Source organism: Thioalkalivibrio halophilus, from assembly GCF_001995255.1.
In the GTDB taxonomy this organism is placed as follows: Bacteria; Pseudomonadota; Gammaproteobacteria; order Ectothiorhodospirales; family Ectothiorhodospiraceae; genus Thioalkalivibrio; species Thioalkalivibrio halophilus.
Map to the genome: position 1 here is coordinate 1 of NZ_MUZR01000005.1, position 25,107 is coordinate 25,107.

General features: G+C 68.6%; 25 protein-coding genes. 18 read left to right on the forward strand and 7 right to left on the reverse strand.

The features are described from left to right. Positions 1-21: 21 nt before the first annotated feature. Positions 22-1,389: an NAD-dependent succinate-semialdehyde dehydrogenase gene (locus B1A74_RS01515; RefSeq protein ID WP_077243569.1), complete on the reverse strand. Its 1,368-nt coding sequence runs from the start codon at positions 1,387-1,389 to the stop codon at positions 22-24. 116 nt (positions 1,390-1,505) lie between these two features. Between B1A74_RS01515 and B1A74_RS01520 the strand changes: the two genes are divergently transcribed. The 12 genes from B1A74_RS01520 (at position 1,506) to B1A74_RS01570 (ending at position 15,054) form a co-directional block, all read left to right on the forward strand. Beyond that, positions 1,506-2,459: a complex I NDUFA9 subunit family protein gene (locus tag B1A74_RS01520; RefSeq protein WP_077243570.1), complete on the forward strand. Its 954-nt coding sequence runs from the start codon at positions 1,506-1,508 to the stop codon at positions 2,457-2,459. A gap of 16 nt (positions 2,460-2,475) precedes the next feature. Then, entirely contained in the window at positions 2,476-3,699 is a 1,224-nt protein-coding gene (locus tag B1A74_RS01525) for a multifunctional CCA addition/repair protein (protein WP_077243571.1), read from the forward strand. 73 nt (positions 3,700-3,772) lie between these two features. Then, the gene (locus B1A74_RS01530; RefSeq protein ID WP_018947105.1) at positions 3,773-4,429 is read left to right on the forward strand and encodes a protein-L-isoaspartate O-methyltransferase family protein; all 657 of its coding nucleotides are present in this window, start codon (positions 3,773-3,775) and stop codon (positions 4,427-4,429) included. A 92-nt stretch (positions 4,430-4,521) separates the two neighbouring features. Then, a complete protein-coding gene (locus B1A74_RS01535; RefSeq protein ID WP_077243572.1) occupies positions 4,522-5,856 on the forward strand; it encodes a TolC family outer membrane protein in 1,335 nt (444 codons plus the stop codon). Continuing rightward, positions 5,856-6,437: an isochorismatase family protein gene (locus tag B1A74_RS01540; protein WP_077243573.1), complete on the forward strand. Its 582-nt coding sequence runs from the start codon at positions 5,856-5,858 to the stop codon at positions 6,435-6,437. The genes B1A74_RS01535 and B1A74_RS01540 overlap by 1 nt, the downstream gene beginning before the upstream one ends. A 3-nt stretch (positions 6,438-6,440) precedes the next feature. Then, positions 6,441-6,587: a hypothetical protein gene (locus B1A74_RS14285; RefSeq protein WP_018947108.1), complete on the forward strand. Its 147-nt coding sequence runs from the start codon at positions 6,441-6,443 to the stop codon at positions 6,585-6,587. 15 nt (positions 6,588-6,602) lie between these two features. Further along, the gene (locus B1A74_RS01545; RefSeq protein ID WP_018869054.1) at positions 6,603-7,454 is read left to right on the forward strand and encodes a hypothetical protein; all 852 of its coding nucleotides are present in this window, start codon (positions 6,603-6,605) and stop codon (positions 7,452-7,454) included. Continuing rightward, a complete protein-coding gene (metA, locus tag B1A74_RS01550; protein ID WP_018947109.1) occupies positions 7,454-8,524 on the forward strand; it encodes a homoserine O-succinyltransferase MetA in 1,071 nt (356 codons plus the stop codon). The genes B1A74_RS01545 and metA overlap by 1 nt, the downstream gene beginning before the upstream one ends. Before the next feature lie 163 nt (positions 8,525-8,687). Further along, on the forward strand, positions 8,688-10,022 hold the full coding sequence (locus B1A74_RS01555) for an MFS transporter (protein WP_077243574.1): 1,335 nt from the start codon (positions 8,688-8,690) through the stop codon (positions 10,020-10,022). Positions 10,023-10,041: 19 nt separating this feature from the next. Then, on the forward strand, positions 10,042-11,961 hold the full coding sequence (locus tag B1A74_RS01560; protein ID WP_077243575.1) for an ATP-binding cassette domain-containing protein: 1,920 nt from the start codon (positions 10,042-10,044) through the stop codon (positions 11,959-11,961). A 212-nt stretch (positions 11,962-12,173) separates the two neighbouring features. Next, positions 12,174-14,189, forward strand: a complete 2,016-nt coding sequence (locus B1A74_RS01565; protein ID WP_018947112.1) for a methyl-accepting chemotaxis protein — start codon at positions 12,174-12,176, stop codon at positions 14,187-14,189. A 112-nt stretch (positions 14,190-14,301) separates the two neighbouring features. After that, positions 14,302-15,054, forward strand: a complete 753-nt coding sequence (locus tag B1A74_RS01570; protein ID WP_018947113.1) for a rhomboid family intramembrane serine protease — start codon at positions 14,302-14,304, stop codon at positions 15,052-15,054. Here B1A74_RS01570 and B1A74_RS01575 read toward each other — a convergent pair. After that, a complete protein-coding gene (locus B1A74_RS01575) occupies positions 15,051-17,180 on the reverse strand; it encodes a TonB-dependent receptor family protein (RefSeq protein WP_244269150.1) in 2,130 nt (709 codons plus the stop codon). The two genes, B1A74_RS01570 and B1A74_RS01575, sit on opposite strands and share 4 nt — an antisense overlap. 113 nt (positions 17,181-17,293) lie before the next feature. Then, positions 17,294-18,163 carry a dienelactone hydrolase family protein gene (locus B1A74_RS01580; protein ID WP_077243576.1) on the reverse strand — a complete coding sequence of 290 codons (870 nt, stop codon included), beginning with the start codon at positions 18,161-18,163 and terminating at the stop codon, positions 17,294-17,296. 173 nt (positions 18,164-18,336) lie between these two features. Between B1A74_RS01580 and rpmB the strand changes: the two genes are divergently transcribed. Together rpmB and rpmG are read left to right on the forward strand one after the other, a co-directional pair. After that, positions 18,337-18,573, forward strand: coding sequence for a 50S ribosomal protein L28 (gene rpmB / locus B1A74_RS01585; RefSeq protein ID WP_024329587.1), 237 nt, complete (start codon positions 18,337-18,339; stop codon positions 18,571-18,573). A 12-nt stretch (positions 18,574-18,585) separates the two neighbouring features. Then, positions 18,586-18,759: a 50S ribosomal protein L33 gene (gene rpmG, locus B1A74_RS01590; RefSeq protein ID WP_018869042.1), complete on the forward strand. Its 174-nt coding sequence runs from the start codon at positions 18,586-18,588 to the stop codon at positions 18,757-18,759. Between the two features lie 78 nt (positions 18,760-18,837). Here rpmG and B1A74_RS01595 read toward each other — a convergent pair whose 3' ends face one another. Beyond that, positions 18,838-19,044 (reverse strand): DUF6967 family protein, encoded by a 207-nt coding sequence (locus B1A74_RS01595; RefSeq protein WP_018947116.1) that lies wholly within the window; start codon positions 19,042-19,044, stop codon positions 18,838-18,840. A gap of 71 nt (positions 19,045-19,115) precedes the next feature. Here B1A74_RS01595 and B1A74_RS01600 point away from each other — a divergent pair, with 71 nt between their 5' ends. From B1A74_RS01600 to mutM, 3 genes are read left to right on the forward strand one after another with little or no spacing between them, the layout of a single operon-like run. Then, entirely contained in the window at positions 19,116-20,339 is a 1,224-nt protein-coding gene (locus B1A74_RS01600) for an EAL and HDOD domain-containing protein (protein WP_018947117.1), read from the forward strand. Then, complete coding sequence (locus B1A74_RS01605; RefSeq protein WP_018947118.1) at positions 20,336-21,292, forward strand: chorismate transformation FkbO/Hyg5 family protein; 957 nt, start codon at positions 20,336-20,338, stop codon at positions 21,290-21,292. The genes B1A74_RS01600 and B1A74_RS01605 overlap by 4 nt, the downstream gene beginning before the upstream one ends. Continuing rightward, a complete protein-coding gene (mutM, locus tag B1A74_RS01610) occupies positions 21,285-22,112 on the forward strand; it encodes a bifunctional DNA-formamidopyrimidine glycosylase/DNA-(apurinic or apyrimidinic site) lyase (RefSeq protein ID WP_077243577.1) in 828 nt (275 codons plus the stop codon). Before B1A74_RS01605 ends, mutM begins: the two co-directional genes overlap by 8 nt. A 14-nt stretch (positions 22,113-22,126) precedes the next feature. On the opposite strand, the gene ggt is transcribed toward mutM, so the two are convergent. The 3 genes from ggt to coaD are packed head-to-tail and all read right to left on the reverse strand — an operon-like array spanning position 22,127 to position 24,641. Beyond that, complete coding sequence (gene ggt / locus B1A74_RS01615) at positions 22,127-23,848, reverse strand: gamma-glutamyltransferase (RefSeq protein ID WP_077243578.1); 1,722 nt, start codon at positions 23,846-23,848, stop codon at positions 22,127-22,129. Between the two features lie 15 nt (positions 23,849-23,863). Then, positions 23,864-24,115 (reverse strand): YfhL family 4Fe-4S dicluster ferredoxin, encoded by a 252-nt coding sequence (locus B1A74_RS01620; RefSeq protein WP_018869036.1) that lies wholly within the window; start codon positions 24,113-24,115, stop codon positions 23,864-23,866. Between the two features lie 37 nt (positions 24,116-24,152). Next, the gene (gene coaD / locus B1A74_RS01625; protein WP_018869035.1) at positions 24,153-24,641 is read right to left on the reverse strand and encodes a pantetheine-phosphate adenylyltransferase; all 489 of its coding nucleotides are present in this window, start codon (positions 24,639-24,641) and stop codon (positions 24,153-24,155) included. A 148-nt stretch (positions 24,642-24,789) separates the two neighbouring features. On the opposite strand from coaD, the gene B1A74_RS01630 reads away from it, so the two are divergent. After that, complete coding sequence (locus B1A74_RS01630; protein ID WP_018947121.1) at positions 24,790-25,017, forward strand: hypothetical protein; 228 nt, start codon at positions 24,790-24,792, stop codon at positions 25,015-25,017. The last annotated feature ends 90 nt before the right edge of the window (positions 25,018-25,107 follow it).

Sequence of the window (25,107 nt, forward strand, 5' to 3'; positions counted from 1 at the left end):
TGTCCATGACCGGGGGGTGAGTCAGGCCACCCAGATCGTCTTGGCATTCACGAACTCGCGGATCCCCAGATCGGCCAGTTCGCGCCCGTAGCCGGAATCCTTTACCCCGCCGAAAGGCAGGCGCGGGTCGCTCTTCACCACCGCGTTGACGAACGCACAGCCGCATTCCAGCTGGCGCGCCATCGCCTCGCCGCGGGCGCGGTCGGCGGTCCACACCGACCCGCCAAGGCCAAAGCGCGAACGGTTCGCCAGCTCCACCGCCGCCGCGGCATCCGCGGCCCGCGTGATCGCGGCCACCGGCCCGAAGGTCTCCTCGTCGAACGCCGCCATCCCCGGCTCGACGTAGTCCAGCACGGTCGGCGCATAGTAGAAGCCTTCGCCCTCCAGCGGCTCACCCCCGGTGCGGCACACCGCGCCGGCAGCGACACTGCGCTGCACCTGATCGTGCAGCTCGTCGCGCAGATCGCCGCGCGCAAGCGGGCCCAGATCCGTCCCGTCTTCCATCGGATCACCCGTGCAAAGGTCCGTCACCGCCCGGCTCAGGCGGTCCGCAAAGGCCTCGGCGATCGAATCCTCGACGATGAACCGCTTGGCCGCGATGCAGGTCTCGCCGTTGTTCTGGAACCGCCCGCGCAGGGCCTCGCGCACCACGGTGTCCAGGTCCGCGTCATGCAGGACGATGAAGGCGTCCGAACCGCCCAGCTCCAGCACGGAGGTCTTCAGGGCCTTGCCCGCGGCCGCGCCCACCGCGCGCCCGGCACGCTCCGAACCCGTCAGACTCACGCCCTGCACCCGCGGATCGGCGATCAGATCCTCGACCGCATCGGAGCCCACCGGCAGATTGTGGAAGACCCCCTCGGGGAACCCCGCTGCACGGAACACCTCCTCCAGCGCCTGTGCGCAGCCGGGCACATTGGAGGCATGCTTGAGCAGCACGGTGTTGCCGGCCAGGGTCGCCGGAATGGCCTGGCGGAAGGCCTGCCAGTAAGGAAAATTCCAGGGCATGACCAGCAGCACGGTGCCCAGCGGCTGCCAGGCCACGTACGAGCGGGCCGCCTCGGTGGCCACCGGCACGTCCAGAAGGAAGCCCGGCCCGTGCTCGGCGTAGTATTCGCAGGCCACCGCGCACTTCTCCAGCTCGGCAAGAGCCTCGACCCGCCGCTTGCCCATCTCGCGGGTCGCGGTCACCGCCAGCTCCTCCTGGCGCCCGCGCAGGACAGCGGCCAGCTGGCGCAGCAGGGCGGCCCGTTCATGCGCCGGCTTCAGAGCCCAGGCCGTGCGCGCGTCCACCGCGCCCTGCAGCGCGGCTTCCACGCCGGCGGCATCCATCCGCGGGTAATTCGCCAGCACCTTGCCGGTGGCCGGATTGACGGCAGTCAGTTCAGTCATCTTCGGGCCTCTCTCTCGGGACTCGCCGGGCCAGCGCCCGCCCGGGTGGATTGATCACGCGCCCACAGCCGAGTATAAGACGCACACATCCGTATTCGGTAAGGGCCTTCGCAATCATGTCGAATCTCTCGATCCGCAATGTCTGCCTGCTGGGCGGAACGGGCTTCGTCGGGCACCACATCGTGGCGCGGCTAATCGACCGTGGACTGAATGTACGCGTGGTCACGCGCCATCCGCACCGTCACCGCGAGCTCATGGTGAACCCCGAGGTGGACCTGATCGCCGGCAATATCCACGAGCCGGAAGAACTCGACCGCGTCCTGCGCGACCAGGATGCCGTGATCAACCTGGTCGGAATCCTCAACGAGCGGGGGCATGACGGTTCCGGTTTCCGCCGCGCCCATGTCGAACTGACGGAAAAGGCCCTGGCCGCCGCCGAACGCCAGGGCGTGCGCCGCTTTCTGCAGATGAGCGCGCTGAAGGCCGACATGCCGGACCCGCCCAGCCACTACCTGCGGACCAAGGGCGAAGCCGAACAGGCGGTGTTCGCAACCACGGCATTCCCGGTCACGGTGTTCCGCCCGTCGGTGATCTTCGGCCCGGAGGACAGCTTCCTCAACCGCTTCGCCACGCTGCTGCGCTTCTCGCCGGTGATGCCGCTGGCCCGCGCCGAAGCACGCTTCGCCCCGGTGTTCGTGGGCAACGTGGCCGACCACTTCGCCGAGGCACTGAACGATCCGAAGACCTTCGGCCAGGGATTCGAGCTGTGCGGCCCAAGGGAGTACAGCCTGGGCGAACTGGTGCGCTACGTCGGCCGGGTCTCCGGTCACCGGCGTCCGGTCATTGGCCTGCCGGACTGGGCGGGCCGCCTGCAGGCGAACGTGCTGGAGCACGTGCCGGGCAAGCCGCTGTCGCGCGACAACCTCGCCTCGCTGTCGATCGACAGCGTATGCACCGGGCAGACCCTGCACTGTCCCACCCGGCTGGAGAGCATCGCACCCACCTATCTGGGCAAGGGCGGCCGCGAGGCGCGCATGCAGAAACTGCGCACCAGCTACGAGCGCGACTGAGGCGCCCGCCACCGGGATGCACATCTATCTGGTCGGTGGCGCGGTCCGCGACCGGCTCCTGGGCCGCCCGGTCAACGAACGCGATTACGTAGTGGTCGGCGCCACGCCCGAGGCCATGGAAGCAGCCGGCTATCGCGCCGTGGGGCGCGACTTTCCGGTGTTCCTCCATCCGCGGACCCAGGAGGAATACGCCCTCGCCCGGACCGAGCGCAAGACCGCGCGCGGCTACCACGGCTTCCAGTTCAACGCCGCCCCCGATGTCCCGCTGGAACAGGACCTGGAACGGCGCGACCTCACCATCAACGCCATGGCCGAGGACGACGGCGGCGAGCTGATCGACCCCTTCGGCGGCCGCAATGACCTGGAAAACCGCACCCTGCGGCACGTCTCCCCGGCGTTCGCCGAAGACCCGGTACGCCTGCTGCGTCTGGCACGCTTCGCCGCCCAGCTGGCCCCCTGGGGGTTCGAGATCGCCGACGAGACCCGCGCCCTGCTGCGCGAGCTGGTCGCCTCGGGGGAAGTCGACGCCCTGGTTCCGGAACGCGTCTGGGCCGAGTGCGAAAAAGCCCTGGCCAGCCCTGCGCCGCGCCGGTTCATCGAAGTGCTGCGCGAATGCGGCGCGCTGACGGTGCTGCTGCCGGAACTGGAACACCTGTTCGGCGTACCGCAGCCGGCGAAATACCACCCCGAGATCGACACCGGCGTACACACCCTGATGGTGCTGGACCAGGCCACGCGCCTGAGCGACGCGCCCGAGGTCCGCTTCGCGGCGCTGACCCATGATCTGGGCAAGGCGGACACCCCGGAGGACATCCTGCCCGCGCACCACGGGCACGAGGAACGCAGCGTCACCCACATCAAGGCGCTCGCCGAACGCCTGCGCATTCCCCGGCGCTACCGCGACCTCGCGATTCGCGTAGCGCGTCATCACGGCCTCGCGCATCGCCTGTTCGAACTGCGCCCGAAGACCGTGATGAAACTGATCGAGGGCCTGGATGCCCTGCGCCGCCCGGAGAACGTCGAGCCCTTCCTGCTGGCGGTCGAGGCCGACTTCCGCGGGCGCACCGGCTGGGAGGAGCGCCCCTACCCCCAGGCCGACGCCCTGCGCCGCGCCGTGGAGGCCGCCGCGGCCGTCAGCCCGCAAGCCCTGATCGAGGCCGGATACCAGGGCCCGCAGCTGGGCGAGGCCCTGCGCCGCGAGCGCATCCGCGCGATCGCCGAAGCCCTGGAAGGGCACTGAACCCGGCCCCACTTGCCTGCAACGCGCAGCGGCCGTACTCTTCACGGTTCGTTGCCGCACAGAGGATCCCGCAATGGATTTCGCCAAGGCCCGGATGAACATGGTGGAACAGCAGGTACGTCCCTGGGACGTACTCGACATGCGCGTACTGGGGGTCATGGAGACGCTGCCGCGCGAGCGCTTCATGCCCGAACCCTACCAGGCCCTGGCCTATGCCGACACGGAGATCCCCCTCGGTCACGGCGAGGAAACCCTGCCGCCGCGCGTGATCGGGCGCATGCTGCAGGCCGTGGCGGCCAGGCCCACCGATACCGTGCTGGAGATCGGCACCGGGTCCGGCTATGCCACCGCCTGCCTGGCGCGCATGGGCGCCCATGTCGACAGCGTGGAACGCCACGACGACCTGCGCCTGGCCGCGCGCAACCGCCTGCACGACCTGAACATCACCAACGCGGCGCCGCGCACCGGGACGGTGACCCCCGAATGGCGTCCGCCGCGGGAGCGCTATGACGTCATCGCCGTCAACGGCGCCATGACCGAATACAACGACTTCCTGGAACAATTCCTGGCGCTGGGCGGCCGCCTGTTCGTGGTGACCGGGGAGCCTCCGATCATGGAGGCGCTGCTGGTGACCCGGACCACCGAGGACAACACCCTCCACGAGCAGCTGTTCGAGACCCGCGTGCCGCCGCTGGCCGGCTTCGAACCGCAACCGGCCTTCGAATTCTAGGCCACCGAAAGCCCTGTCCGTCCCGAGCCCGTCCGCCACTGGCGGCGGGCTTTGCTAGTATGTAAAGCCTCGCCTGTCCGGATCGAATCGCCATGAAACGACTGCACCCCCTGCTCGCCGCCGCCGGTCTCGCCCTGTTCACGGCCGCCCCCGCCCAGGGCGCGAGTCTGATGGAAGTCTACGAACAGGCCGCGCGCGAGGATGCCGAACTGCAGATCGCCGAGGCGGAATACCGCAGTGCCCTGCAGAACCGCCCGGCGGCCCGCTCCGGCCTGCTGCCTCAGCTGCGCGGCGAGATCGAGGGCGGTGCGTTCTACAACGACCCGGACGGACGCGACAGCACCGATGGCCGGCAGAGCCGTTTTGCGCTCTTGCTGGACCAGAGCATCTACGACCGGCGCAACTACGTGGAACTGAGCCAGGCCGACCTGGAGATCGCCCGGTCCGAGGCGGAACGCGATGCCGCGCGCCAGGACCTGATGCTGCGGGTGTCCGAGGCCTATTTTGACGTGCTCGTGGCCCAGGAAGGCCTGGAGTTCAGCATCGCCGAGCTGGAGGCCATCGAGCGCCAGCTGGAACAGACCGAACGCCGCTTCGACGTCGGCCTGATCGCCAGCACCGACGTAAAGGAAGCACGCGCCCAGCGCGACCTGGCCGAAGCCCAGCGCATCGCCGCCGAGAACGAACTGAACGTAGCCCGCGAACAGCTGGCGCTGATCACCAACCGCTACTGGGACGAGCTCGATACCCTCGCCCCCGATGCCGAACTGCAGCTGCCGCAGCCGCGCGACGCCGATGCCTGGGTACAGCGCGCGCTGGAAAACAACCTGGAGCTGGCGGCGCAGCGCCTCGCCACTGAAACCGCGCGGGAACAGATCGAGCGTCAGCGGGCCGAAGGCCTCCCGCGTCTTGGCCTCAATGCCTCGGTCAGCGAGAACCGCTTTCATTCGGTGGACGAACCAGCCATGCCCCCCGGCCAGAGCTCCCAGTTCAACGACTCCACCGAGGCACAGGTCGGCATCCGTCTGGAGATCCCGCTGTACACCGGCGGCCGGGTGACCGCCCTGACCCGTCAGGCGCGCGAGGACTTCCAGGCCGCGCAGCAGGGGCAGACGCAGGTCGAGCGCATGACCCGGCGCGACACCCGCAACGCCTATCTCGCCTCGGTGGCCACCGAATCCCGCGTGCGCGCACTGAACCGGGCACTGGAATCGACCCAGGCGGCGTTCGAGGCCGCCGAGGCCGGGTTCGAGGTCGGAACCCGCACCCAGGTGGACGTGCTCCTCGCCCTGCGCGAGGTATTCGGCGCCGAGCGCGACTTCGCCGAGGCGCGTTACGACTTCCTCGCCAACACCCTGCGCCTGGAACGGGCGGCGGGACAGCTCACCGAGGAAGACCTGGAATCCATCGACGCCATGCTGGACTGATGAGCACCGCCGCGCGGGCCCGCTGCGAGCGCTCCGACCGCTCGCCGCTGCTGCTGGTGGACCTGCAGGAGCGGCTGATGGCGGCAATGCCGGAGACCGAGCGCCAACGGACGGTGCGCAACGCCAGCCGGCTGGTCGAGGCCGCACGCCAGCTGGAGATCCCGGTGGAGGTGTCGCGCCAGTACCCCCGGGGGCTGGGCGACACCGTGGAGCCACTGCGCTCCGCTCTGGCCGAACTGGACGAACTCGCCACCGTTACCGACAAGACCGCCTTTTCCTGCTGCGGCGAGGCAGCCCTGGAACAGCGCCTGTCCGGCTGTCGCAGCGTGGTCCTCGGCGGAGCCGAGACCCACGTGTGCGTGACCCAGACCGCACTGGATCTGCTGGATGCCGGCGTCACGGTGTTTGTGGCGAGCGACGCGGTCTGCTCACGCAACCCCGAGCTGCGCGTCAACGGCCTCGAGCGTCTGCGCGTGGCGGGGGCGATCATCACCAACCACGAGTCCGTGCTGTTCGAATGGCTCGGCGATGCCCGCGCCGCCGAGTTCAAGTCGGTCAGCCAGTTGCTGCGGGAGGTCTGACACATGCGCGTCGTCGGCAATCTCCTGCTGGGGATCTGGCTGGTCCTGTATGGCCTGCGCGGCCTGCTCGGCCTGCAGTTTCAGTACGATCACTACGTCATGAGCGCCCTGGCACTGATCGCCGGCGTGCTCTTCATCCTGCGCCGATAGAGAGACTCCGATCGCATGCGCCTGACACCGGACGAATACCGCGAACTGGACGGCCGCCGCATCACCCTGCTGGGGATGTCGGGTGTCGGCAAGACGCGGCTGTCCAACATGCTGCGCCAGGAGGACTGGTTTCATTACTCCGGCGACTATCGCATCGGCACGCGCTACCTGAACGAACCGATCCTGGACAACATCAAGTCCCAGGCGATGCAGGTCCCGTTCCTGCGCGAGCTGCTGCGTTCGGACTCCATCCAGATCATCAACAACATCACGGTCGACAACCTGCATCCGGTCTCCAGCTTCCTCGGAAAGCTGGGCAACCCGGAGCTGGGCGGGCTGCCGCTGACCGAGTTCAAGCGCCGGCAGGCCCTGCACCACGAGGCCGAGGTGCAGGCAATGCTGGACGTGCCGGACTTCATCCACAAGGCGCGCACCCTGTTCGGTTACCCGCATTTCGTGAACGATGCCGGCGGATCGGTGTGCGAGCTGGACAGCCCCGGCGTGCTCGAGACCCTGGCCGAACACACCATCATCCTCTATATCCAGGCCACGGACGAGGACGAGCGGGAGCTGATCGAACGCGCCGAGGCCAACCCCAAGCCGCTGTACTACCGCGAGGCCTTCCTCGACCAGCAGCTGGCCGAATACATGCGCATCGAGGAACTGGAGTACGTCGCCCAGATCGACCCCAATGCCTTCGTGCGCTGGGTCTTCTCGCGCCTGTTCCGGGCGCGGCTGCCGCGCTACGAGCAGATCGCCGAAACCTGGGGCTATACCGTCAGCACCACCGAGGTGGCCCGGGTGCGCAACGCGGCCGACTTTGACGAGCTGGTCTGCATGGCCCTGGAACGCGAGAGGCGACTGTAATGCCCCTGGTTGCACATTCCGGACTCCCCACCTTCGAACGCCTGCGCAGCGAGGGCGAATCCGTTCTGCCGAACGATTTCGCCCGCCAGCAGGAGATTCGCGCGCTGCACATCGGGCTGCTGAACATGATGCCGGATGCCGCGCTGGCGGCCACCGAGCGTCAGTTCTTTCGCCTGATCGGCGAGAGCAACCAGATCGCGCAGTTCTACATCCATCCGTTCACGTTGCCGCAGCTCAAGCGCGGCCGGAAGGGGCGCGAGCACGTCGAGAACTACTACGAGGATTTCGAGCAGCTCAAGGAAGAAGGCCTGGACGCGCTGATCATCACCGGGGCCAATGTGACCCAGCCCGATCTGGCCCTGGAGCCGTTCTGGGAGCCGCTCGCCGAGGTCGTGGACTGGGCCTGGGACAACGTGACCTCCACGCTCTGCTCCTGTCTGGCGACCCATGCGGTGCTGCAGTCGCACTACGGCGAGCACCGCCAGCACATGGGCGAGAAGCTCTGGGGGGTGTTCCCGCACCGGGTGGTCGACCGCAGACACCCGCTGGTGACCGGGGTGAACACCCGCTTCGACGTACCGCATTCGCGCTACAACAAGGTCACCCGCGATCAGTTCGAGCACCACGGGCTGCGCGTTCTGGTCGAGAGCGAAGAAGCCGGCATCCACCTGGGCGCCTCGCCGGACGGCTTCCGCATGGTCTTCTTTCAGGGCCACCCGGAGTACGACTCGATCAGCCTGCTCAAGGAATACAAGCGCGAAGTGGTGCGCTACATCGAGGGCGACCGCAAGGCCTATCCGCCACTGCCGGAGAACTACCTGATGCCGCAGGCGGCCGCGATCCTCGATGAACACCGCGAGCACGTGGAGGCGGCGCTGGAACACTGCACCGAGATCCCGGCCCTGCCCGAGGCCCTGCTGCTGGACCGCCTGGACAACACCTGGCACGACACCGCGCTGGCGGTCATCAACAACTGGCTGGGCAATGTCTACCAGCTGACCAACCTCGACCGCCGCAAGCCCTTCCGCGACAGCGTCGACCCCGACGACCCGCTGGCCGGGCGGCGCTGAGCGCGGACACCGCCCGGGAGATTGCCGGGGGATTGCCGCAGGAGGCCAGCCCTCTGGCCGATTTCCCTGGGCCATCCCCCGGGCCATCCCTCCGGCCGATTCCCCCGGGACCAACGCCGGCATGCCCGACATCCGGGAGGGTTGATACAAGACAGGAGGCCCGATGGCCGAAACCGATCGCGCGAAACGCCGGCGTCCCCTCGTCAGCCTGTACGAGACCATCGCCGGGGACGAGGATGCCCGTGCCTGCAAGGACATCCCCGAGGGGGCCTGCCGCGCGCAGCCACGCAATTTCGTCGTCCATCTGGTCGCCAACACGCTGTCCAAGATCGGCGACGAGCTGGCCTCCGCGCGCCTGGTCCTGGCATGGCTGCTGAGCGCGCTGGGGGCACCGGCCACGTTTGCCGGCTTCCTGGTCCCCATCCGCGAATCGGGCTCCCTGCTGCCACAGCTGTTCGTGGCCGCCTCGATCCGCCGCCGCGCCATCCGCAAGGGGTTCTGGGTGCTGGGCAGCGCGCTCTCCGGTATCGCGGTCGCGGGCATGGCCATCACCGCCCTGACCCTGGAAGGAGCAGCCGCGGGTTGGGCGATCATCGCGCTGCTGATCGTGTTCGCCCTGTCGCGCGGCATCAACTCGGTAGCGTCCAAGGACGTGCTCGGCAAGACCATCGCCAAGCAGCGCCGCGGCACGGTGATGGGCTACGCCGCCTCGGCTGCCGGCTTCTTCACCCTCGCCCTGGGCGGGTACCTGACGCTGGCCAGCCTGGACGATGCCGGTATCGGCCTGTTCGCGGCCCTGCTGGCGGCCTCGGCCGGCGCCTGGTGGATCGCGGCGGCGGTGTTCGCCCGCCTGCACGAGGATCCGGGTGCCACCGAAGGGGGCATCAACGGGTTCGGCGAAGCCCTGCGCTCGCTGCGCCTGCTGTGGAGCGATCGTGCCTTTGGTCACTTCGTGCTGACCCGGGCGCTGCTGATGAGCACCGCGCTGGCGCTGCCGTTCTACGTGCTGCTGGCCGAGGATGCGACCGAGGGGGCGCTGGCGACCCTGGGCCTGCTGATCCTCGCCAGCGGGCTCGCCTCCGCGCTCAGTGCGCCGGTGTGGGGCCGGATGTCCGACCGTTCCTCGCGCGGGGTACTGGTGCTTTCCGGCGGGCTGGCGACGCTGCTGGGCTTCGTGGTCGCCCTGGGCAGCTGGTTCGCCCCGGCCGCCTCCGGCCTGCTGGACACGGGCTGGGTGCATGCAGTGCTGTTCTTCCTGCTGGGCATCAGCCACGCCGGCGTGCGGCTGGGGCGCAAGACCTATCTGGTCGACATGGCCACACAGGAGACCCGCGCGGCCTTCACCGCGGTCAGCAACACGGTCATTGGCGTGCTGCTGCTGGTCGGGGGCCTGTTCGGCCTGCTGGCCCAGCTGGCCGGCACCGAATTCGCCATCTTCGTGCTGGCGCTGATGAGTCTGGCCGGGGCCCTGAGCGCCTGGCGCATGAAAGAGGTCTGAACATGAGAGACGCTGAACCATGGCCCTGATCACCCTGCGCGACATCCACCTGGCCTATGGCATGGCTTCGCTGCTGGACGGCACCGGCCTGAGCCTGGAGCCGGGCGAGCGGGTGGCGATCGCCGGACGCAATGGCGAGGGCAAGTCGACCCTGCTGCGCATCCTCGCCGGCGAGGTGGAGCCGGACGCCGGCGACATCACCCGCCGTGACGGGCTGACCGTCGCGTGGCTGACCCAGGAGCTGCCGCCGGGCATCGAGGGGAGCGTGTTCGACGTGGTCGCCGAAGGCCTGGGCGAGTCCGGGCGGCTGCTGGAACGCTTTCACCACCTGAGCCAGGCGGCCGCCAGCGGCGACGCCGAGGCCCTGGAGAAGATGGGACCGGTGCAGGCGCAGCTCGACGCGATCGACGGCTGGAGCCTGCAGAACCGGGTCGAAACGACCCTGTCGCGGCTGGAGCTGGACCCCGAGGCGGAATTCGCCACCCTGTCCGGCGGGCTCCGGCGCCGGGTCTGGCTGGCCCGCGAACTGGTGCGCGACCCCGACATCCTGCTGCTGGACGAGCCCACCAACCATCTGGACGTGGCCGCGATCCGCTGGCTCGAGGGCTTTCTGACCGGCAGCCGCATGACCGTGGTGTTCATCAGCCACGACCGCCAGTTCATGGAGAACGTGGCCACCCGCATCCTCGAACTGGACCGCGGCCAGCTGCACGAGCACCCGCCGTCCATCGCCGCATTCCGCGAGCGTCAGGCCGAACGCCTGGAGGTGGAGGCCCGGCATCAGGCGGAATTCGACCGCAAGCTGGCGCAGGAAGAGGCCTGGATCCGCCAGGGCATCAAGGCCCGGCGCACACGCAACGAGGGCCGCGTGCGCGCATTGCAGCAGCTGCGTCAGAAACGCGCCGAACGCCGCGAACGCGCCGGGCAGGTGCGCATGCAGCTGAGCCCGGAACAGCGCTCCGGCAAACGGGTGATCGAGGCCGAACACGCCAGTTTCGGACACTCCGGCACGCCGGTGCTGCGCGACGTGAACCTGCTGCTGCAGCGCGGCGACACCCTGGGCGTGATCGGCCCCAACGGGGCCGGCAAGACCACCCTGCTGCGCGGCCTGCTGGGAGATCTTCCGCCACTGTCGGGCACGGTCAAGCTGGGGACCCAGCTGACCATCGCCTATTTCGACCAGACCCGCGCCCACCTGGACGAACAGACCACGGTGCAGGATGCCGTGGGCGAGGGCCGCGAACAGGTGACGGTCAACGGCGAAACGCGCCATGTGCTGAGCTATCTGGGGGATTTCCTGTTCCCGCCGGCACGCGCCCGTCAGCCCGTCTCCGCGCTGTCCGGCGGCGAACGCAACCGCCTGTTGCTGGCGAAGCTGTTCCTGCGCCCGGCCAACCTGCTGGTGCTCGACGAACCCACCAACGACCTCGACGTGGAGACCCTGGAGCTGCTGGAGTCGCTGCTGATCGAATACAAGGGCAGCGCCATCGTGGTCACCCACGACCGCGCGTTTCTCGACAACGTGGCCACCAGCACCCTGGTGGTGCCCGGCGATGGCAGCATCGAGGAGTTCGTCGGCGGCTGGTCGGATCTGCCGGAACGCGTGACGCGGCGCCTGATCGAGGGTGACCCGGCGCCGGACTCCGGGACCGCCGCGGACGCGGCGTCCCGGGCCACGACCCGGGCCACCCCGGCGCCCGAGCCCGCCGCTGCGGGCACGGGCTCGGGCAAGCTCTCCTACAAGGACGCCCGCGAACTGGAGGCCCTCCCGGGCCGCATCGAGGCGCTGGAGACGGAGCAGGACTCGATCAATCAGGCCCTCTGCGACCCCGGGACCCAGCGTGACGGCGAACGCGTGCGCGAACTGCAGGCACGCCTGGCCGAAGTGGAACGCGAACTGGAGGAAGCCTACCAGCGCTGGGAACAGCTGGAATCCTGAAGCCTTCGCCCGCGTCTTTCCTCCCTGAGCGCCGGGCCGAGGCATCCGCTGCCCGGCCCCGGCAACCGATGCCCGCCAACAAAATACTCAACTCCGGGGCACCTTTGCCGTAACAGCAGGAGAAACGACACGACCCGCGGGTCACCCTTTTCGTGTACGCCCGTACGCGGTGGTAGCAAGCGCCCGCAGAGGCGCCGGCGGAGGAGCAACTCATGCTGGACAAGTTTTCGATCCGCGGACTGCTGACGGCCGGCTTCGGCCTGGTGGTCCTGATCCTCGTCATCAACTCGGTCATGGCCCTGCATGCGCTGCAGACCGGCGCCCGGGACGTACAGAATCTGACCGGAGAAGACTACCCGGCCGTCGCCCGGGTCAACGAAGTCCAGCAGCGGCTGCAGGAAAGCGCGGCCTTCCTGGGCTTCTACCTGATGAGCGACGAGCAGGGCCACCATGACGCCTGGCTGGAATCCATGGACGCCCTGCAGACCGCGGCACGGGAGCTCAACAACGACCCGGTGGTGGCGGCCGACCGCGACATGGCCCGCTCGGCCGAAGCGGTCCGCGAACACGTCGACCGCTTTCACGGCCACGTCGACCGTCTGACCGAACTGGCCACCGACGACGCCGCCAACATGCCCGCGCTGGACATCGCCAACCAGCGGGCCAATCCCGCGACCCGCGCCATGGCGCAGCAGGCGTCCACGATGATCGACGCCGAGAACAACCTGCCGGAGTTCCAGCGTTCCTGGGAGCGTCTGGACCAGTTCCACGACCTGCGCATGAACGCGCTGCAAATCACTTCGAACCTGCGCGGTTTCCTCGCCTTCCGCGAAGACGCCTTCGTGCAGAACGTGAATCTCTATCGCGGCCAGCTGGAAAGCATCGTGGAGGATCTCGAAGGGCAATCCGCCACCCTGGACTTCGAACAGGAAATCGCGCTGGAAGATTTCGCCGGATCGCTGGAGACCCTGCGGGGCGCACTGGACGACATCTTCGAGGTCCACGGCTCGCCCGAGGCATTCCAGGATGCCGACATGATCCGCACCGAAATCGGCCCGCTGCTGATGGAAGCCCGCGGGGAACTGGAAGGGCTCAGCGAGGCCATCACCCGGCGTGCGGAGACCCGGGCCGGCGAACTGACCACCACCATGCGCAACACGCAGGTGGCGCAGATGGTGCTGGCCATCGCCGGCATCATCCTCGGACTGGCCGGCGCGGCCACCATCATCATCACCATCCGCCGGGCCATGAACCGCTCGTCCACCGCGCTGGAGGAGATCGCCGACGGCGACGGCGATCTGACCCGCCGGCTGGAGGAGCACGGGCTGAAGGAGACCGCCGCCCTGGGGCGCGCGTTCAACCGCTTCACCGACAAGATCGCCGGGGCCGTGGGCAAGGCCCGCAACAGTACCGAGACCCTGCGGACGGCGACCGAGAACCTGGGCCAGGAAGCCTACGGCGCCCGCGAAGCGGTGTCGCGCCAGCGCGACGAGACCGAACGCGTGGCCACGGCCATCAACGAGCTGCAGAGCAGCGCCGAGGAGATCGCCCGCAACACCGACGCCACCTCGAAGTCGGGTCAGGAGGCCGGTGACGCCGTCCACCAGGGCATGCAAGTCATGGAGCGCAACGTGGCCTCGATGTCCTCCCTGCTGGGCACCGTGGAACAGGCTGCCGACACGGTCTCGAACCTGGGCGAGGATTCGCGCCAGATCGGCACCATCCTCGAGGTGATCCGCGGGGTGGCCGAGCAGACCAACCTGCTGGCGCTGAACGCCGCGATCGAGGCGGCCCGCGCCGGCGAACATGGCCGCGGCTTCGCGGTGGTCGCCGACGAGGTGCGCAAGCTCGCCACCCGTACCCAGGAGTCCACCGACGAGATCGAGGGCATGATCTCGCGGCTGCAGAGCGCCACCAATAACGCGGTCTCGGTGATGAAGAAGGGCCAGGAAGAGGCCGAGACCACCATGGAGCACACCGCCGAAGTGAACGGCGCGCTGCAGCAGATCCGCCAGTCGGTGGACAACATCTCGGAGATGACGGATCAGATCGCCGTCGCGGCGCGCGAGCAGACCACGGTGGTCGAGGACATCAACCGCACCATCGTGCAGATCTCCGACGGCGCCGACCAGTCCGCCGAGACCGCCGACCGCGTCAGCGCGGCCTCCGACGAGCTCAAGCAGGTGGAAAGCGAGATCCAGCGCGCCCTGGCGCAGTTCCGTCTCTGAACGCCGGCCCCGGGGTAGCCGGGTCCGCCGCCGGGGCTGCCCGCGCGGACCCGAAACCGCTGCCCCGGGCGGTGCATTGTTCCCCGTCACGCCCCCGTGGCAGTCTTGTTCGATGCTGAACCTGCGACGCCCGGCACCCCCGACGGATCCCGCGGCCGATCGCGAACGCTTCCGGCGCGCGCTGCTGTGGCCCTTCGTCGGGGTGATGGCCCTGGTCCTGATCCACGCCCTGCAGGAACTGCTGGGCGCGGATTTCTCGCGTCTGGGCATCCTGCCGCGCGACGGCGTCGGCGCGCTGGGGATCTTCACCTCGCCCCTGATCCACGGATCCTGGGGGCACCTGATGGCCAACGCCCCCACCCTGTGGGTGCTGGGCATCCTCACGCTCTACGGCTTCCCGCAGGCCACGCGCACCGCGGTCCCGCTGATCTGGATCATGGGCGGGCTGGGGGTCTGGCTGTTCGCCCGCGAGGGCCTGCACATCGGCGCCAGCGGCCTGACCCACGGCCTGATGTTCTTTGCCGTGGTCATCGGCATCCGCCGCCGCGATGCGCTGTCCATCGCGCTGACGATCATCGTGCTGTTCCTCTACGGCAGCATGTTCTGGGGGGTGTTCCCGACCACCCCCGGGGTGTCGTTCGAGGCGCACCTGTTCGGCGGCACCGTGGGTGCGGTCTGCGGGTGGTTCCTTTATCGCCGTGACGCGTTCCCGGCGGTGCAGCGCTATGCCTGGGAAGAAGACCCCGACGACCCCACCGACGCGGAGACCCTGCGCAAGATCGAGCAGGGCCGCCTGGACGAGATCGAACCGCCCCGTCCCCGCGACGAGCACGGCCCCGACGACCCGCCCGACCGTCGGGATTAATCCCCGAAGGTCACCCGCAGACCCGCGCGCAGGGTCAGCCCCGGGGCGGGTTCGTAATGCCGTCCGAAGTTTGCGTTGATACGCACGTTGTCGATGTTGTCGGCATCCAGAAGGTTGTCCGCACCGACGAAGGTCTCGATGTTCGCGCCGTTGCGCGTCCACTCGCGCCCGGCCCGCAGGTTGACCGTGGTCTGCGAGCCGACACGCTCGTCGTTGGCGTCGTCGGCGTAACGCGCCCCGGCGTGCAGCGCATCCACGGTGACGAACCAGGGACCCTCGCGCCAGTCGGCCTCCAGGAACAGCTGTTCGCGCGGCAGTCCGGGCAGCCGATTGCCGTCGTGGCGCACGCCGTCGACGTCTTCGTATTTTCGAAAGCGGAAATGATTGAGGGTGAAGGCGCTGCTCAGGGTCCATTGCGGCGTCGCCTGCCAGTCCAGCGCCAGCTCCAGCCCGTCGCGCGCGGTGCGACCGGCATTGGTGTAGAAGTCCCGGTCCCCTTCGCCCTCGATCTGGAAGGGCGTGATCTCGTCGCGCACCCGCGTGCTCCAGAGCACCGCCTCCCAGCCGAACGCACCCTGTTCCCCGCGCCAGCCCAGTTCCAGGCTGCGAGCCTTCTGCGGTTCCAGGTCCGGGTTGAAACCGCCCCTGGAACCGTCCCCTTCGGGATTGGCAAATTCCGTGAAGGTCGGGGTCTCGAAATTGGTGGCCACGTTCACCCACGCCCGCTGTCCCGGGCGGAAATGCCACACCAGCCCCGCCATCAGGCTCTCCTCGCGGAAGGTGCGCCCATCCGAACGATCCGGCTCGCCGACCTCCTCGGAAAAGTCATCATCGATGCTGAAACGAATACGATCGTGGCGCGCCCCCAGCACCAGGTTCCAGTCCTCGCCCAGCAGGGTATCGGTATGCAGGAAGGCGCCACGCGTACGGGCACGTTCGGTCTGTTCCAGGGCAAGGTTGGTGACGGGATCATTCGGGTCCGCGGAACAACCGGGAGCCTCGTCATCTTCCTCGGGATCACGGTCGAACAGCTGTCCGGCGGAACAGCGTCGCGTCCGCTCGTCGCGCTGTTCCTCCAGATCCACGCCCGCCAGCCAGCGCGTCGGCCCGAGATCGCCCTCCAGCTGGGCATTCAGCCCGTAGAAGTCCCGCTCGTAGGCCACCCGGCTCGACCCCGGGAACGGCAGCTGCTGGTCGTAGTCGCGCTGCGTCCAGAATCCGCCGACGCGCAGATCCAGCTCACCCACCGGCTGCTCCCAGCGCAGCCCGGCGGTCAGCTGTTCGGCCTCCTGGGTCGCATCCAGCGACTCGGCGTTCGGGGCGGCCTGGCGCCGGTTCGCGCGCAGCTCGTCGCGGGTCAGCCCGCCCGGGTCGTCGGTGCGCGGGGCGTCCAGGTAGCGCAGGTGGGCACGCAGCGTGCCGTCGCCCAGTTCGCTTGCCGTATGCAGGCGCAGATAGCGCTTTTCCGCCCGCGACTGGTCCCGATAACCATCCATGCGGAAATCGTGCGCGGTCAGCGAGTAGCGGTGTTCGCCGAGATCCGCCTCGCTGGTCGCCTCCAGCCGGCGGAAACCGTGCGAGCCCGCCAGCACCCCGCCGCCATGCCCGCGGGGCTCGCTGCCGTCACGGGTGCGGATCGAGATCACCCCGCCCGAGGCATTGCCGTACAGCGCCGCGCTTGGCCCGCGCAGCACCTCGATGTCGCGGATGTTCAGCAGGTCGATCGCATCCACCTGCGACTGCCCGTCCGGCGTGGTCTCGGGGATCCCGTCCTGCAGGATGCGCAGCCCGCGCACGCCGAACGGAGCGCGGGAACCGAACCCGCGGATGGAGATGCGCACATCCTGCGCGAAGTTGTGGCGGTTCTGCGCGAACACCCCCGGAACGCGATTCAGGGCCTCGTCCAGCTGCAGCCCCTGGCGCCCCTCGGTGGCCTGACGCCCGTCCACCCGGCTGACCGAGGCCGGCAGCTCCGCCAGCGGCGTCGTCAGCCGCGGCGCCGACACCTCCACCGGATCCAGCACCGGCACATCGTCGCCGGCCGCGGCCGCCGGGACCGCCAGACCGGACACACCCAGGGCCGGCAACATCAGAAAAAACAAACGCGCCATCGGGCCGGCCCCCATGACTTCGGCGAGGCCCCGCACCGTGCTCTCCGTCATCGCCGCGCCTCCAGAATCACGCGTCAGCCACACCGACCCGGAACGCCTCTCACGGAGCAGGACATTCCCCGCTGCGCTCACTCTTTGCGCAGGTGCTCGTTGACGAAGCGGGTCACGCGGACCATGGCATCGCGCGCAGCCAGGTCATCGGCAAAGGTGCGGTTGTCGCCGTTGCGGAAGTCGAAGCCGCGACCCACACCCGGGTATTCGATCCACGTGACGTCGCCACCACGATCCTTGAGCCCGTCGGCGGCCATCTTCGCCGTACGGTGGCGCTGGTACTGCTCCTCGTCGCCGATCAGGATCATCACCGGGATCTCCAGCTGATTGAATTCGCTGGCATAGCGATACACCTGGTGGGGTTCGCCCAGGTTGGGGTCCTGCACATGCGGGTAATAGCCCGCCCAGCAGGCCACGTCGTCCACCTGGCGTTCATGGGTCACCGCGACCTTGAGGGTCTTGTACCCGCCCCGGGTGATCGACACCAGGCAGGCGCGGTCGCCGAGGATGTCTTCCCGCGCGAGCAGCTCGTCCAGACCGCGGTCCAGATCCCCTTCCAGTTCGTAGTCGTGATCCAGCGGGTGGGTCTCGATGAAACGACCGGTATAGAGGTCCGGCGCCAGCACCACGAATCCGCGTGCGGCGAGGCGTTTCACGTGCAGCTCGGCCAGATGGTCCAGCCCGCGCCGCCCGTGCGACCACAGGATGGCCGGATAGTCCTCGCCGTCGGCCGGGCGCGCGACCATCGCCGGAACGATCACGTCGTCACGCTCGTATTCCAGGCGTTCGACCTCGACCTCGTAGTTCTCGATGTCGGGATTCAGCTGGCCTTCCTGCCACCAGCCATCGTCCCACCACCACTGGCCGTCGCCGGTCTGCGCCTCGTCGGCCGCGAGCGGCCCCGCCATCATGCCGGCCAGAAACGCGCCCGCGATACCCCGTACCATCGCTCCCTTCATGCTCTTCCCCCGCTGGTTGCAGCTCATGGTTCACTTTGCATCGAAAGATAGACGCAACGGACCGCCTTCGCCGTCCATGACGCCCGACCCTTGCGCCCGGGCCCGGTATCCGCTAGTATCCGCGATCTTTCGTCCCGACCCGAACATCTGGAGTAGCCCCGATGTCCCGAGTATGTCAGGTGACGGGCAAGCGCCCGGCTACCGGTAACAATGTCTCGCATTCCCAGCGGAAGACGCGGCGTCGCTTCCTGCCGAACCTGCACACCCATCGTTTCTGGGTGGAAAGCGAAAAGCGGTTCGTGAAGCTGCGCCTGAGCAGCAAGGGCATGCGCATCATCGACAAGCGCGGCATCGAGGCAGTCCTGGCCGACTGCCGGGCCCGCGGCGAAAAGGTCTAAGGAGGCAGCACGATGGCAGCCAAGAATCAGGGGCGCGAAAAGATCCGGCTGGTCTCCAGCGCCGGCACGGGTCACTTCTACACCACGTCCAAGAACAAGCGGAACATGCCCGAAAAGATGGAGATCAAGAAGTTCGATCCCGTCATCCGCCAGCACGTGATGTACAAGGAAGCCAAGATCAAGTAAGCGCGGCCCGTCGCGCGCGCATGAAAAAAGCCCGGCCATGCCGGGCTTTTTTGTGGCCGGACTTCGGCCGGGGCGGTGTCAGCTGCCGTCGCCCTGCGCCTCCACCACGTCTTCGGCCCAGCGGGTCATCAGCTTGCCCCAGCGATGGGCCGTGGCCGGATCCAGTTCGATCTTGGTGTAGCGTTCGCCATCGCGGATAATGACCCGCAACAGGGGCATCCCGGAGTCGTGCAGGATCTGGCGCAGCTCCACGATCTCCCCGAACGGCGCGTTGATGGAATCCATGTCGCGTTTCCTCTTGTTGCGGCCCGTGTCCCGCAGGAAGGACCGATCCACATCGTTTGCAGACAATAAGCATGCAGCCAATATTTGTCGGACGGCAACCCATTTTCGATGGCGAGGAACGCATCATCGGGTTCGAACTGTTGTTCCGGGCCGGGGCCAACGCCAGCGAGGCAAACGTGGTGGACGGAGATCTGGCGACCTCCGACCTGCTGCACAGCGCCTTCATCGACATTGGCATGAAGAACCTTGTCGGGGACCATCTGGCCTTCGTCAATCTGCCGCGCGGATTTCTGGATCACGAGGTCCTGCTCAGCCTGCCGCCCGAACAGGTAGTGCTCGAGATCCTCGAGGACATCGTGGTGGACGACGAGGTGATCGCCGCGGTTCGCCGCCTGAAAGAACTCGGCTTTCGCATCGCCCTGGACGACTACCAGTTCCGCGAACAGGATTCGCCGCTGATCGAGCTGGCGGATATCGTGAAACTCGACCTGCTCGCCTTCGACGGTCCCGGCCTGCGCGCGGAGCTCGAGCGCCTGCGGCCGTTCGACGTGGAGCTGCTCGCCGAGAAGGTCGAGGATGCAGCCACCTACGAGACCTGCCGGGAACTCGGCTTCGTGTATTACCAGGGCTTTTTCCTGTCCTACCCCAACGTGGTGGAGGGCCAGCGCCTGGAGCAGCTGGAAGTCGGCCTGCTGCAACTGATCGAGAAACTGCAGGACCCGGAGATGTCGGCCGAGCAGCTGGCTGTGCAGATCAATGCCCACCCCGACCTGGCCATCCATGTGCTGCGCCAGGCCAACAGCCCGCTGCTGCGTCACCGCCGTCCGATCGAGACCCTGCGCGAGGCGATCATGCTGCTGGGGACCGACCGCGTGCGCTCGCTGGCGATGGTTGCCGCCCTGCGCACCAGCACCCCGCAGCGCCAGGGCCTGGAGCAGGTCATGATCCGGGCGCGCATGGCCGCACTGCTGGCCGCGCCCTCGGGCGTACCGAACGAGTCCGAGCGCTACTTCACCCTCGGCCTGCTGTCGGGGCTGGACCGGGTGCTGGGCATTCCGCTGCACCGGGTGCTCGGCGAACTCAACCTGAGCCCGGCAATGGAGGACGCTCTGCTGGAGCAAAGCGGCGAGCTGGGCGCCGTACCCCGGATCATCGAGACCTTCGAGGACCCGGACCGGCGGTTCCCGTTCGAGGTTTCACCGGTGTCGCCCCAGGTCGCCGGGCGACTGTACATGGAAGCGGTACGCTGGACGGAGAGCATGCTGGTGGAGATGCAGGGAGCGAGCAGCACATGACCATTGATCTGGATACACGCCTGATACCGGCGGATACCGCATCCGCAGAGCCCGCAGGCCTGAGCCTGCGGCCCGCGAACGATCCGGGTATCCGCTGCGCGGGAGCGAACGGCACGACCCTGGCGATCGACCCGGGGCTGGCCTCGCTGGATCCCGCCCCACCGGAGGAGCGCTGGTTCGCCGGGGCGGCGAGCAATGCCCCGTCCGGAGAAGGGGGCCTTTACCGGAGGGTCTGCGGCGACGTCCTGTTCATTGCGCGTGAAGGCCCCGACGACGACCTGCGCGAACGCACCCGGGACGTATACCGGGACCTGGTCGCGGCCTGCCGCGAGGCGGGTTATCCGTACCTGCTGCGCATGTGGAACTTCTTCGGCCGCATCCACGAGCCGGAGAAGGGGCTCGAACGCTATCAGGCCTTCTGCACCGGGCGCGCCGAGGCCCTGGAGGCCCTGGAGATCCCCCTGGGCGGCATGCCCGCCGCCACCGCGATCGGGTCCGACCACGCCGGCCTGTTCGTGCATGCGATCGCCGCGCGCGAACCCGGAACCCCGGTGGAGAACCCGCGCCAGGTCAGCGCGTACCACTATCCCGAACGCTACAGTCCGAAGAGCCCCAGCTTTGCCCGTGCCACCCGCATCGAGACGCCGCGCGGCCCGATGCTGCTGATCTCCGGCACCGCCAGCATCACCGGGCACGAGAGCCGGCATCCGGGTGATATCGCCGCGCAGACCCGCGAGACCCTGGCCAACCTGGACACCCTGCACGCCGAGGGCGGCGCCGATCTGCCCGGACTGCGCTGGCTGCGGGTCTACCTGCGCCACCCGGAGCATCGCGATGCCGTGGAGGCGATCCTGCGCGAGCACTACGGTGCCCGCACCCCGCCGGTGCAATGGGTACGCGGCGATGTCTGCCGCCAGGAACTGCTGATCGAGATCGAGGGCGTGCATGCCTGAGCTGCCGGAGGTGGAGACCACCCGGCGCGGCCTCGAACCCCTGCTTCGCGAACGGCGCATCCTGCAACTCGAAATTCGCGACGCGCGCCTGCGCTGGCCGGTCCCGGCGGATCTCCCGGCGCGGATCGCCGGCGCCACCGTGCGCGGCCTGCGGCGGCGGGCCAAATACCTGCTGCTGGATACCGATGCCACCGGGCTGCTGCTGCATCTGGGGATGTCCGGCAGCCTGCGCCACTGTACGCCGGACACGCCGCTACGGCGTCACGATCACCTGAGTCTGGTCCTCGACAGCGGCAGCGAGATCCGTCTGCACGATCCGCGGCGCTTCGGCTGCTGCCTGCCACTCGACCCCGCGCCGGACGGCGGCCCCGCCACCCATCCGCTGCTGGAGGGTCTGGGGCCGGAACCGCTGGAGGCGGACATGGACGGCGACTACCTGTTCCGGCGCAGCCGCGGCCGCCGCGGCCCGGTCAAGGCCTTTCTGATGGATCAGGCCACGGTGGTCGGCGTTGGCAACATCTACGCCACCGAGGCACTGTTTCTGGCGGGTGTGCGCCCCGGCCGCGCGGCCGGCCGCGTGACCCGCGCGGAATACCAGCGCCTGGCCGAACACGTAAAGGCCGTACTCGCCGCTGCCATCGAGCGTGGCGGCACGACCCTGCGCGATTTCCTGCGCGAGGATGGCAGCCACGGCTATTTCCGTCAGGAGCTGCAGGTCTACGGCCGCGCCGGGGAGCCCTGCCGGGTCTGCGGCACGCCGATCCGCACCCGCAGCGTGGGCCAGCGGGCCAGCGCCTACTGCCCGAGCTGCCAGCGCTGACCCGGCTCAGCGGCTCAGCGGCCGAAGACGCGCGCCTCGCCCTCGCCGCGCGGATCCGAAGCCGCCTCCAGCCGTCCGGCCTCGCGCTCCCACAGCACCGCCTGCATGTCGCCGAACGGGCGCACCTGCGGGGTCAGACGATGGCCGCGCTGCACCAGCTTGCCGCGCAGCTCGGTGTCGAAGGCCCCGGTCTCGAATTCGACCCGGTCGGGCAGGTACTGGTGGTGCCAGCGCGGGGCCTCCACCACCTCGTCGATCGGCTGACCGTCGACCACGCCGAGGATGCCGTGCAGCACCATGGTGATGATGCGGCTGCCCCCGGGCGTGCCGAGGATGGCCACGCGATCGCCGGTGTCCACGAAGGTGGGGCTCATGGACGACAGTGGCCGCCGCTGCGGGGCGATGGCATTGGCCTCGAAGCCGATCAGGCCGTAGGCGTTGGGCTCGCCCGGCTTGGCGGAGAAGTCATCCATCTCGTTGTTCAGCAGGACGCCGGTCCCCGGGACCACGTAGCCGGAGCCGAACGGGTAGTTCAGCGTCAGGGTCGCGGCCACGCGGTTGCCCTCGGCGTCCATCACCGAGAAATGCGTGGTCTGCGGGCTCTCCGCCGCGCCATCGGTCCCGGGACGGTTCTCCGGCTCCACCACCGGCGGCAGGCTGTCGCTGGGGGTCGCCTGGTCGGGGTGGATACCGGCGCGCAGGCCGGCGGCATAGTCACGTGACAGCAGCCGCTGCAGCGGCATGTCGACATGATCCGGATCACCCAGGTACTCGGCGCGGTCACGGTAGGCCCGGCGCATCGCCTCCAGGATCAGGTGGATGCGGGCGTCCTCCTCCATCGCGTCCAGATCGTGGAAGGACAGGATGTTGAGGATCTGGCCGATGGCCACACCCCCGGAGGACGGCGGCGCGGCGGTCACGATCTCGGTGCCGTTCCACTCCAGGCGCACCGGTTCGCGCTCCACCACCTCATAACCCGCGAGGTCCTCGGTGCTCCAGATCCCTCCGGCCTCGCGCACGCCCTCCACCAGGGTCTGCGCCAGCTCGCCGGTGTAGAAGCCGTCGCGGCCCTCGGCGGCGAGGCGCCGCAGGGTGCCGGCCAGATCCGGCTGCACCAGCTCCGTGCCGGCCTCCGGCGGCCCGCCATCGCGCAGGAAGATCCCTGCGGCATCGGCGCCGTCGCGCAGCGCCTGATGCCGGAACTCGGCCATCTGCTGATAACGCGGCCCGACGGTCACGCCTTCCTCCGCCAGGCGGATCGCCGGGGCCAGGCTGCGCTCCAGCGACAGTGCACCGTATTCCGTCGCCAGATGATCCATCCCCGCCGGCATCCCCGGGATACCCGCCGCCAGCACCCCGTCCAGCGACAGCCCGTCGATGACCTCGCCGTCCTCGTCCAGGTACATGTCGCGATCGGCCGCGGCGGGCGCGGTCTCGCGCGCATCCAGCATCAGCGTGCGGTCGCTGTGCGCCTCGTGCAGCAGAAAGAAGCCCCCGCCGCCGAGCCCGGAGCCGTAGGGCTCCGCCACGCCCAGCGCCGCAGTGATCGCCACCGCTGCGTCGAACGCATTGCCGCCGTCAGCGAGGATCGCCTCGCCGGCCGCGGTGGCCTCGGGGTGGGCGGTGACGACGGCGTGTTCGCCGGGCGTGTCCGCGGGCCCGGCAACGACCGGGGCAGCCAGCGGGGCCGCGAGCAGGCCGAGTAGCGCGGCGGCTGACAGGAGATGGCGACGCATAACGGGCCGCCCCGGCTACTTCGCCGCCATCAGGGCTTCGTATTTCGTCATCAGCTGCTCGCGGGTCTCCTTGTGATCCGGATCCAGGGGGATGCAGTCCACCGGGCAGACCTGCTGGCACTGCGGCTCGTCGTAATGCCCCACGCACTCGGTGCACAGGTTGGGATCGATCTCGTAGATCTCGTCGCCCGGGTAGATGGCCTCGTTCGGGCACTCGGGTTCGCAGACGTCACAATTGATGCATTCGTCGGTGATCATCAGGGCCATGGCTTTTCCTCCTCGGGCCAGGAAGGGGTGCGAGCGGTCAGTCGGCCACCCCGGGATCCCGGGCCAGCATGCGCGCCACCCCGGGGCTCACGAATTTTGAGACATCGCCGCCCAGGCGCGCGATTTCCCGTACCAGACTGGACGAGACAAAGCTGTATTCCTCGGCGGGTGTCAGGAACAGAGTTTCGACCTCCGGCGCCAGCTGGCGGTTCATCGCGGCCAGCTGGAATTCGTGCTCGAAGTCGGAAACCGCACGCAGGCCGCGCAGGATCACCGTGGCCTGCTGTTCGCGCACGAAATGGGCCAGCAGGGAGTCGAACCCGATCACCTCCACCCGCGGAACGTCCTTCAGCGCCTCGCGGGTCTGTTCCACGCGGGTCTCCAGCGGGAACGCCGGGCTCTTGCCGGGGTTCGCGGCCACCGCCACCACCACCCGGTCGAACAGGCAGGCGCCGCGACGCACGATGTCGGTGTGCCCGTGAGTAACGGGATCGAAGGTCCCGGGATAGATGGCGGTAATCGGCATGCGGCTCGCAGACAGTCCGGTTCGGGGGCGCCATTACACCGCAACCCGCCGCCCGAGGGAAACTCGCCGGTCGCCGGCGGGCCGACAGACGCCGGGCAAAGGGCTACACTGCGGCCCACATTCACGCCGGGCCGACCGGGAGACACGCATGACCGACGACTACCGCCCGCCGCTGGCCGACTACTGGGACGAACTGGAATCCCGTTACGGCGGCGGCTTCAACTTCCAGCAGATCAGCCGCGAGGAACTGGATCAGCTGATCGGGCACCTGCGCCAGGCCGTGAACCAGGACCCGCAGGTGACCGAGGTGGAAAAACAGAACCTCGCCCTGGTGCTCAAGCACGCCGAGGAAAGCCGCAAGCGGCGCAAGGGCTGAACACCCCGACCCCGAGGGTTCGCGTGCGAGCACGCTCCCACAGAGGGATTGATGGGGCGACGGGGTGATGCAACCGGAAAGGTAGGAGCC

Excerpts from the sequence above, each read along its gene's own strand:
- B1A74_RS01605 (WP_018947118.1), top strand. The coding sequence starts at position 20,336 with ATGACCATTGATCTGGATACACGCCTGATACCGGCGGATACCGCATCC.
- B1A74_RS01630 (WP_018947121.1), top strand. The coding sequence starts at position 24,790 with ATGACCGACGACTACCGCCCGCCGCTGGCCGACTACTGGGACGAACTG.
- ggt (WP_077243578.1), bottom strand. The coding sequence starts at position 23,848 with ATGCGTCGCCATCTCCTGTCAGCCGCCGCGCTACTCGGCCTGCTCGCG.
- rpmG (WP_018869042.1), top strand. The coding sequence starts at position 18,586 with ATGGCAGCCAAGAATCAGGGGCGCGAAAAGATCCGGCTGGTCTCCAGC.
- B1A74_RS01600 (WP_018947117.1), top strand. The coding sequence starts at position 19,116 with ATGCAGCCAATATTTGTCGGACGGCAACCCATTTTCGATGGCGAGGAA.
- B1A74_RS01565 (WP_018947112.1), top strand. The coding sequence starts at position 12,174 with ATGCTGGACAAGTTTTCGATCCGCGGACTGCTGACGGCCGGCTTCGGC.
- metA (WP_018947109.1), top strand. The coding sequence starts at position 7,454 with ATGCCCCTGGTTGCACATTCCGGACTCCCCACCTTCGAACGCCTGCGC.
- B1A74_RS01525 (WP_077243571.1), top strand. The coding sequence starts at position 2,476 with ATGCACATCTATCTGGTCGGTGGCGCGGTCCGCGACCGGCTCCTGGGC.
- coaD (WP_018869035.1), bottom strand. The coding sequence starts at position 24,641 with ATGCCGATTACCGCCATCTATCCCGGGACCTTCGATCCCGTTACTCAC.
- B1A74_RS01570 (WP_018947113.1), top strand. The coding sequence starts at position 14,302 with ATGCTGAACCTGCGACGCCCGGCACCCCCGACGGATCCCGCGGCCGAT.
- B1A74_RS01555 (WP_077243574.1), top strand. The coding sequence starts at position 8,688 with ATGGCCGAAACCGATCGCGCGAAACGCCGGCGTCCCCTCGTCAGCCTG.
- B1A74_RS01520 (WP_077243570.1), top strand. The coding sequence starts at position 1,506 with ATGTCGAATCTCTCGATCCGCAATGTCTGCCTGCTGGGCGGAACGGGC.
- B1A74_RS01535 (WP_077243572.1), top strand. The coding sequence starts at position 4,522 with ATGAAACGACTGCACCCCCTGCTCGCCGCCGCCGGTCTCGCCCTGTTC.
- B1A74_RS01545 (WP_018869054.1), top strand. The coding sequence starts at position 6,603 with ATGCGCCTGACACCGGACGAATACCGCGAACTGGACGGCCGCCGCATC.
- B1A74_RS01540 (WP_077243573.1), top strand. The coding sequence starts at position 5,856 with ATGAGCACCGCCGCGCGGGCCCGCTGCGAGCGCTCCGACCGCTCGCCG.
- B1A74_RS14285 (WP_018947108.1), top strand. The coding sequence starts at position 6,441 with ATGCGCGTCGTCGGCAATCTCCTGCTGGGGATCTGGCTGGTCCTGTAT.
- B1A74_RS01595 (WP_018947116.1), bottom strand. The coding sequence starts at position 19,044 with ATGGATTCCATCAACGCGCCGTTCGGGGAGATCGTGGAGCTGCGCCAG.
- B1A74_RS01575 (WP_244269150.1), bottom strand. The coding sequence starts at position 17,180 with ATGGGGGCCGGCCCGATGGCGCGTTTGTTTTTTCTGATGTTGCCGGCC.
- B1A74_RS01560 (WP_077243575.1), top strand. The coding sequence starts at position 10,042 with ATGGCCCTGATCACCCTGCGCGACATCCACCTGGCCTATGGCATGGCT.
- rpmB (WP_024329587.1), top strand. The coding sequence starts at position 18,337 with ATGTCCCGAGTATGTCAGGTGACGGGCAAGCGCCCGGCTACCGGTAAC.
- mutM (WP_077243577.1), top strand. The coding sequence starts at position 21,285 with ATGCCTGAGCTGCCGGAGGTGGAGACCACCCGGCGCGGCCTCGAACCC.
- B1A74_RS01580 (WP_077243576.1), bottom strand. The coding sequence starts at position 18,163 with ATGGTACGGGGTATCGCGGGCGCGTTTCTGGCCGGCATGATGGCGGGG.
- B1A74_RS01530 (WP_018947105.1), top strand. The coding sequence starts at position 3,773 with ATGGATTTCGCCAAGGCCCGGATGAACATGGTGGAACAGCAGGTACGT.
- B1A74_RS01515 (WP_077243569.1), bottom strand. The coding sequence starts at position 1,389 with ATGACTGAACTGACTGCCGTCAATCCGGCCACCGGCAAGGTGCTGGCG.
- B1A74_RS01620 (WP_018869036.1), bottom strand. The coding sequence starts at position 24,115 with ATGGCCCTGATGATCACCGACGAATGCATCAATTGTGACGTCTGCGAA.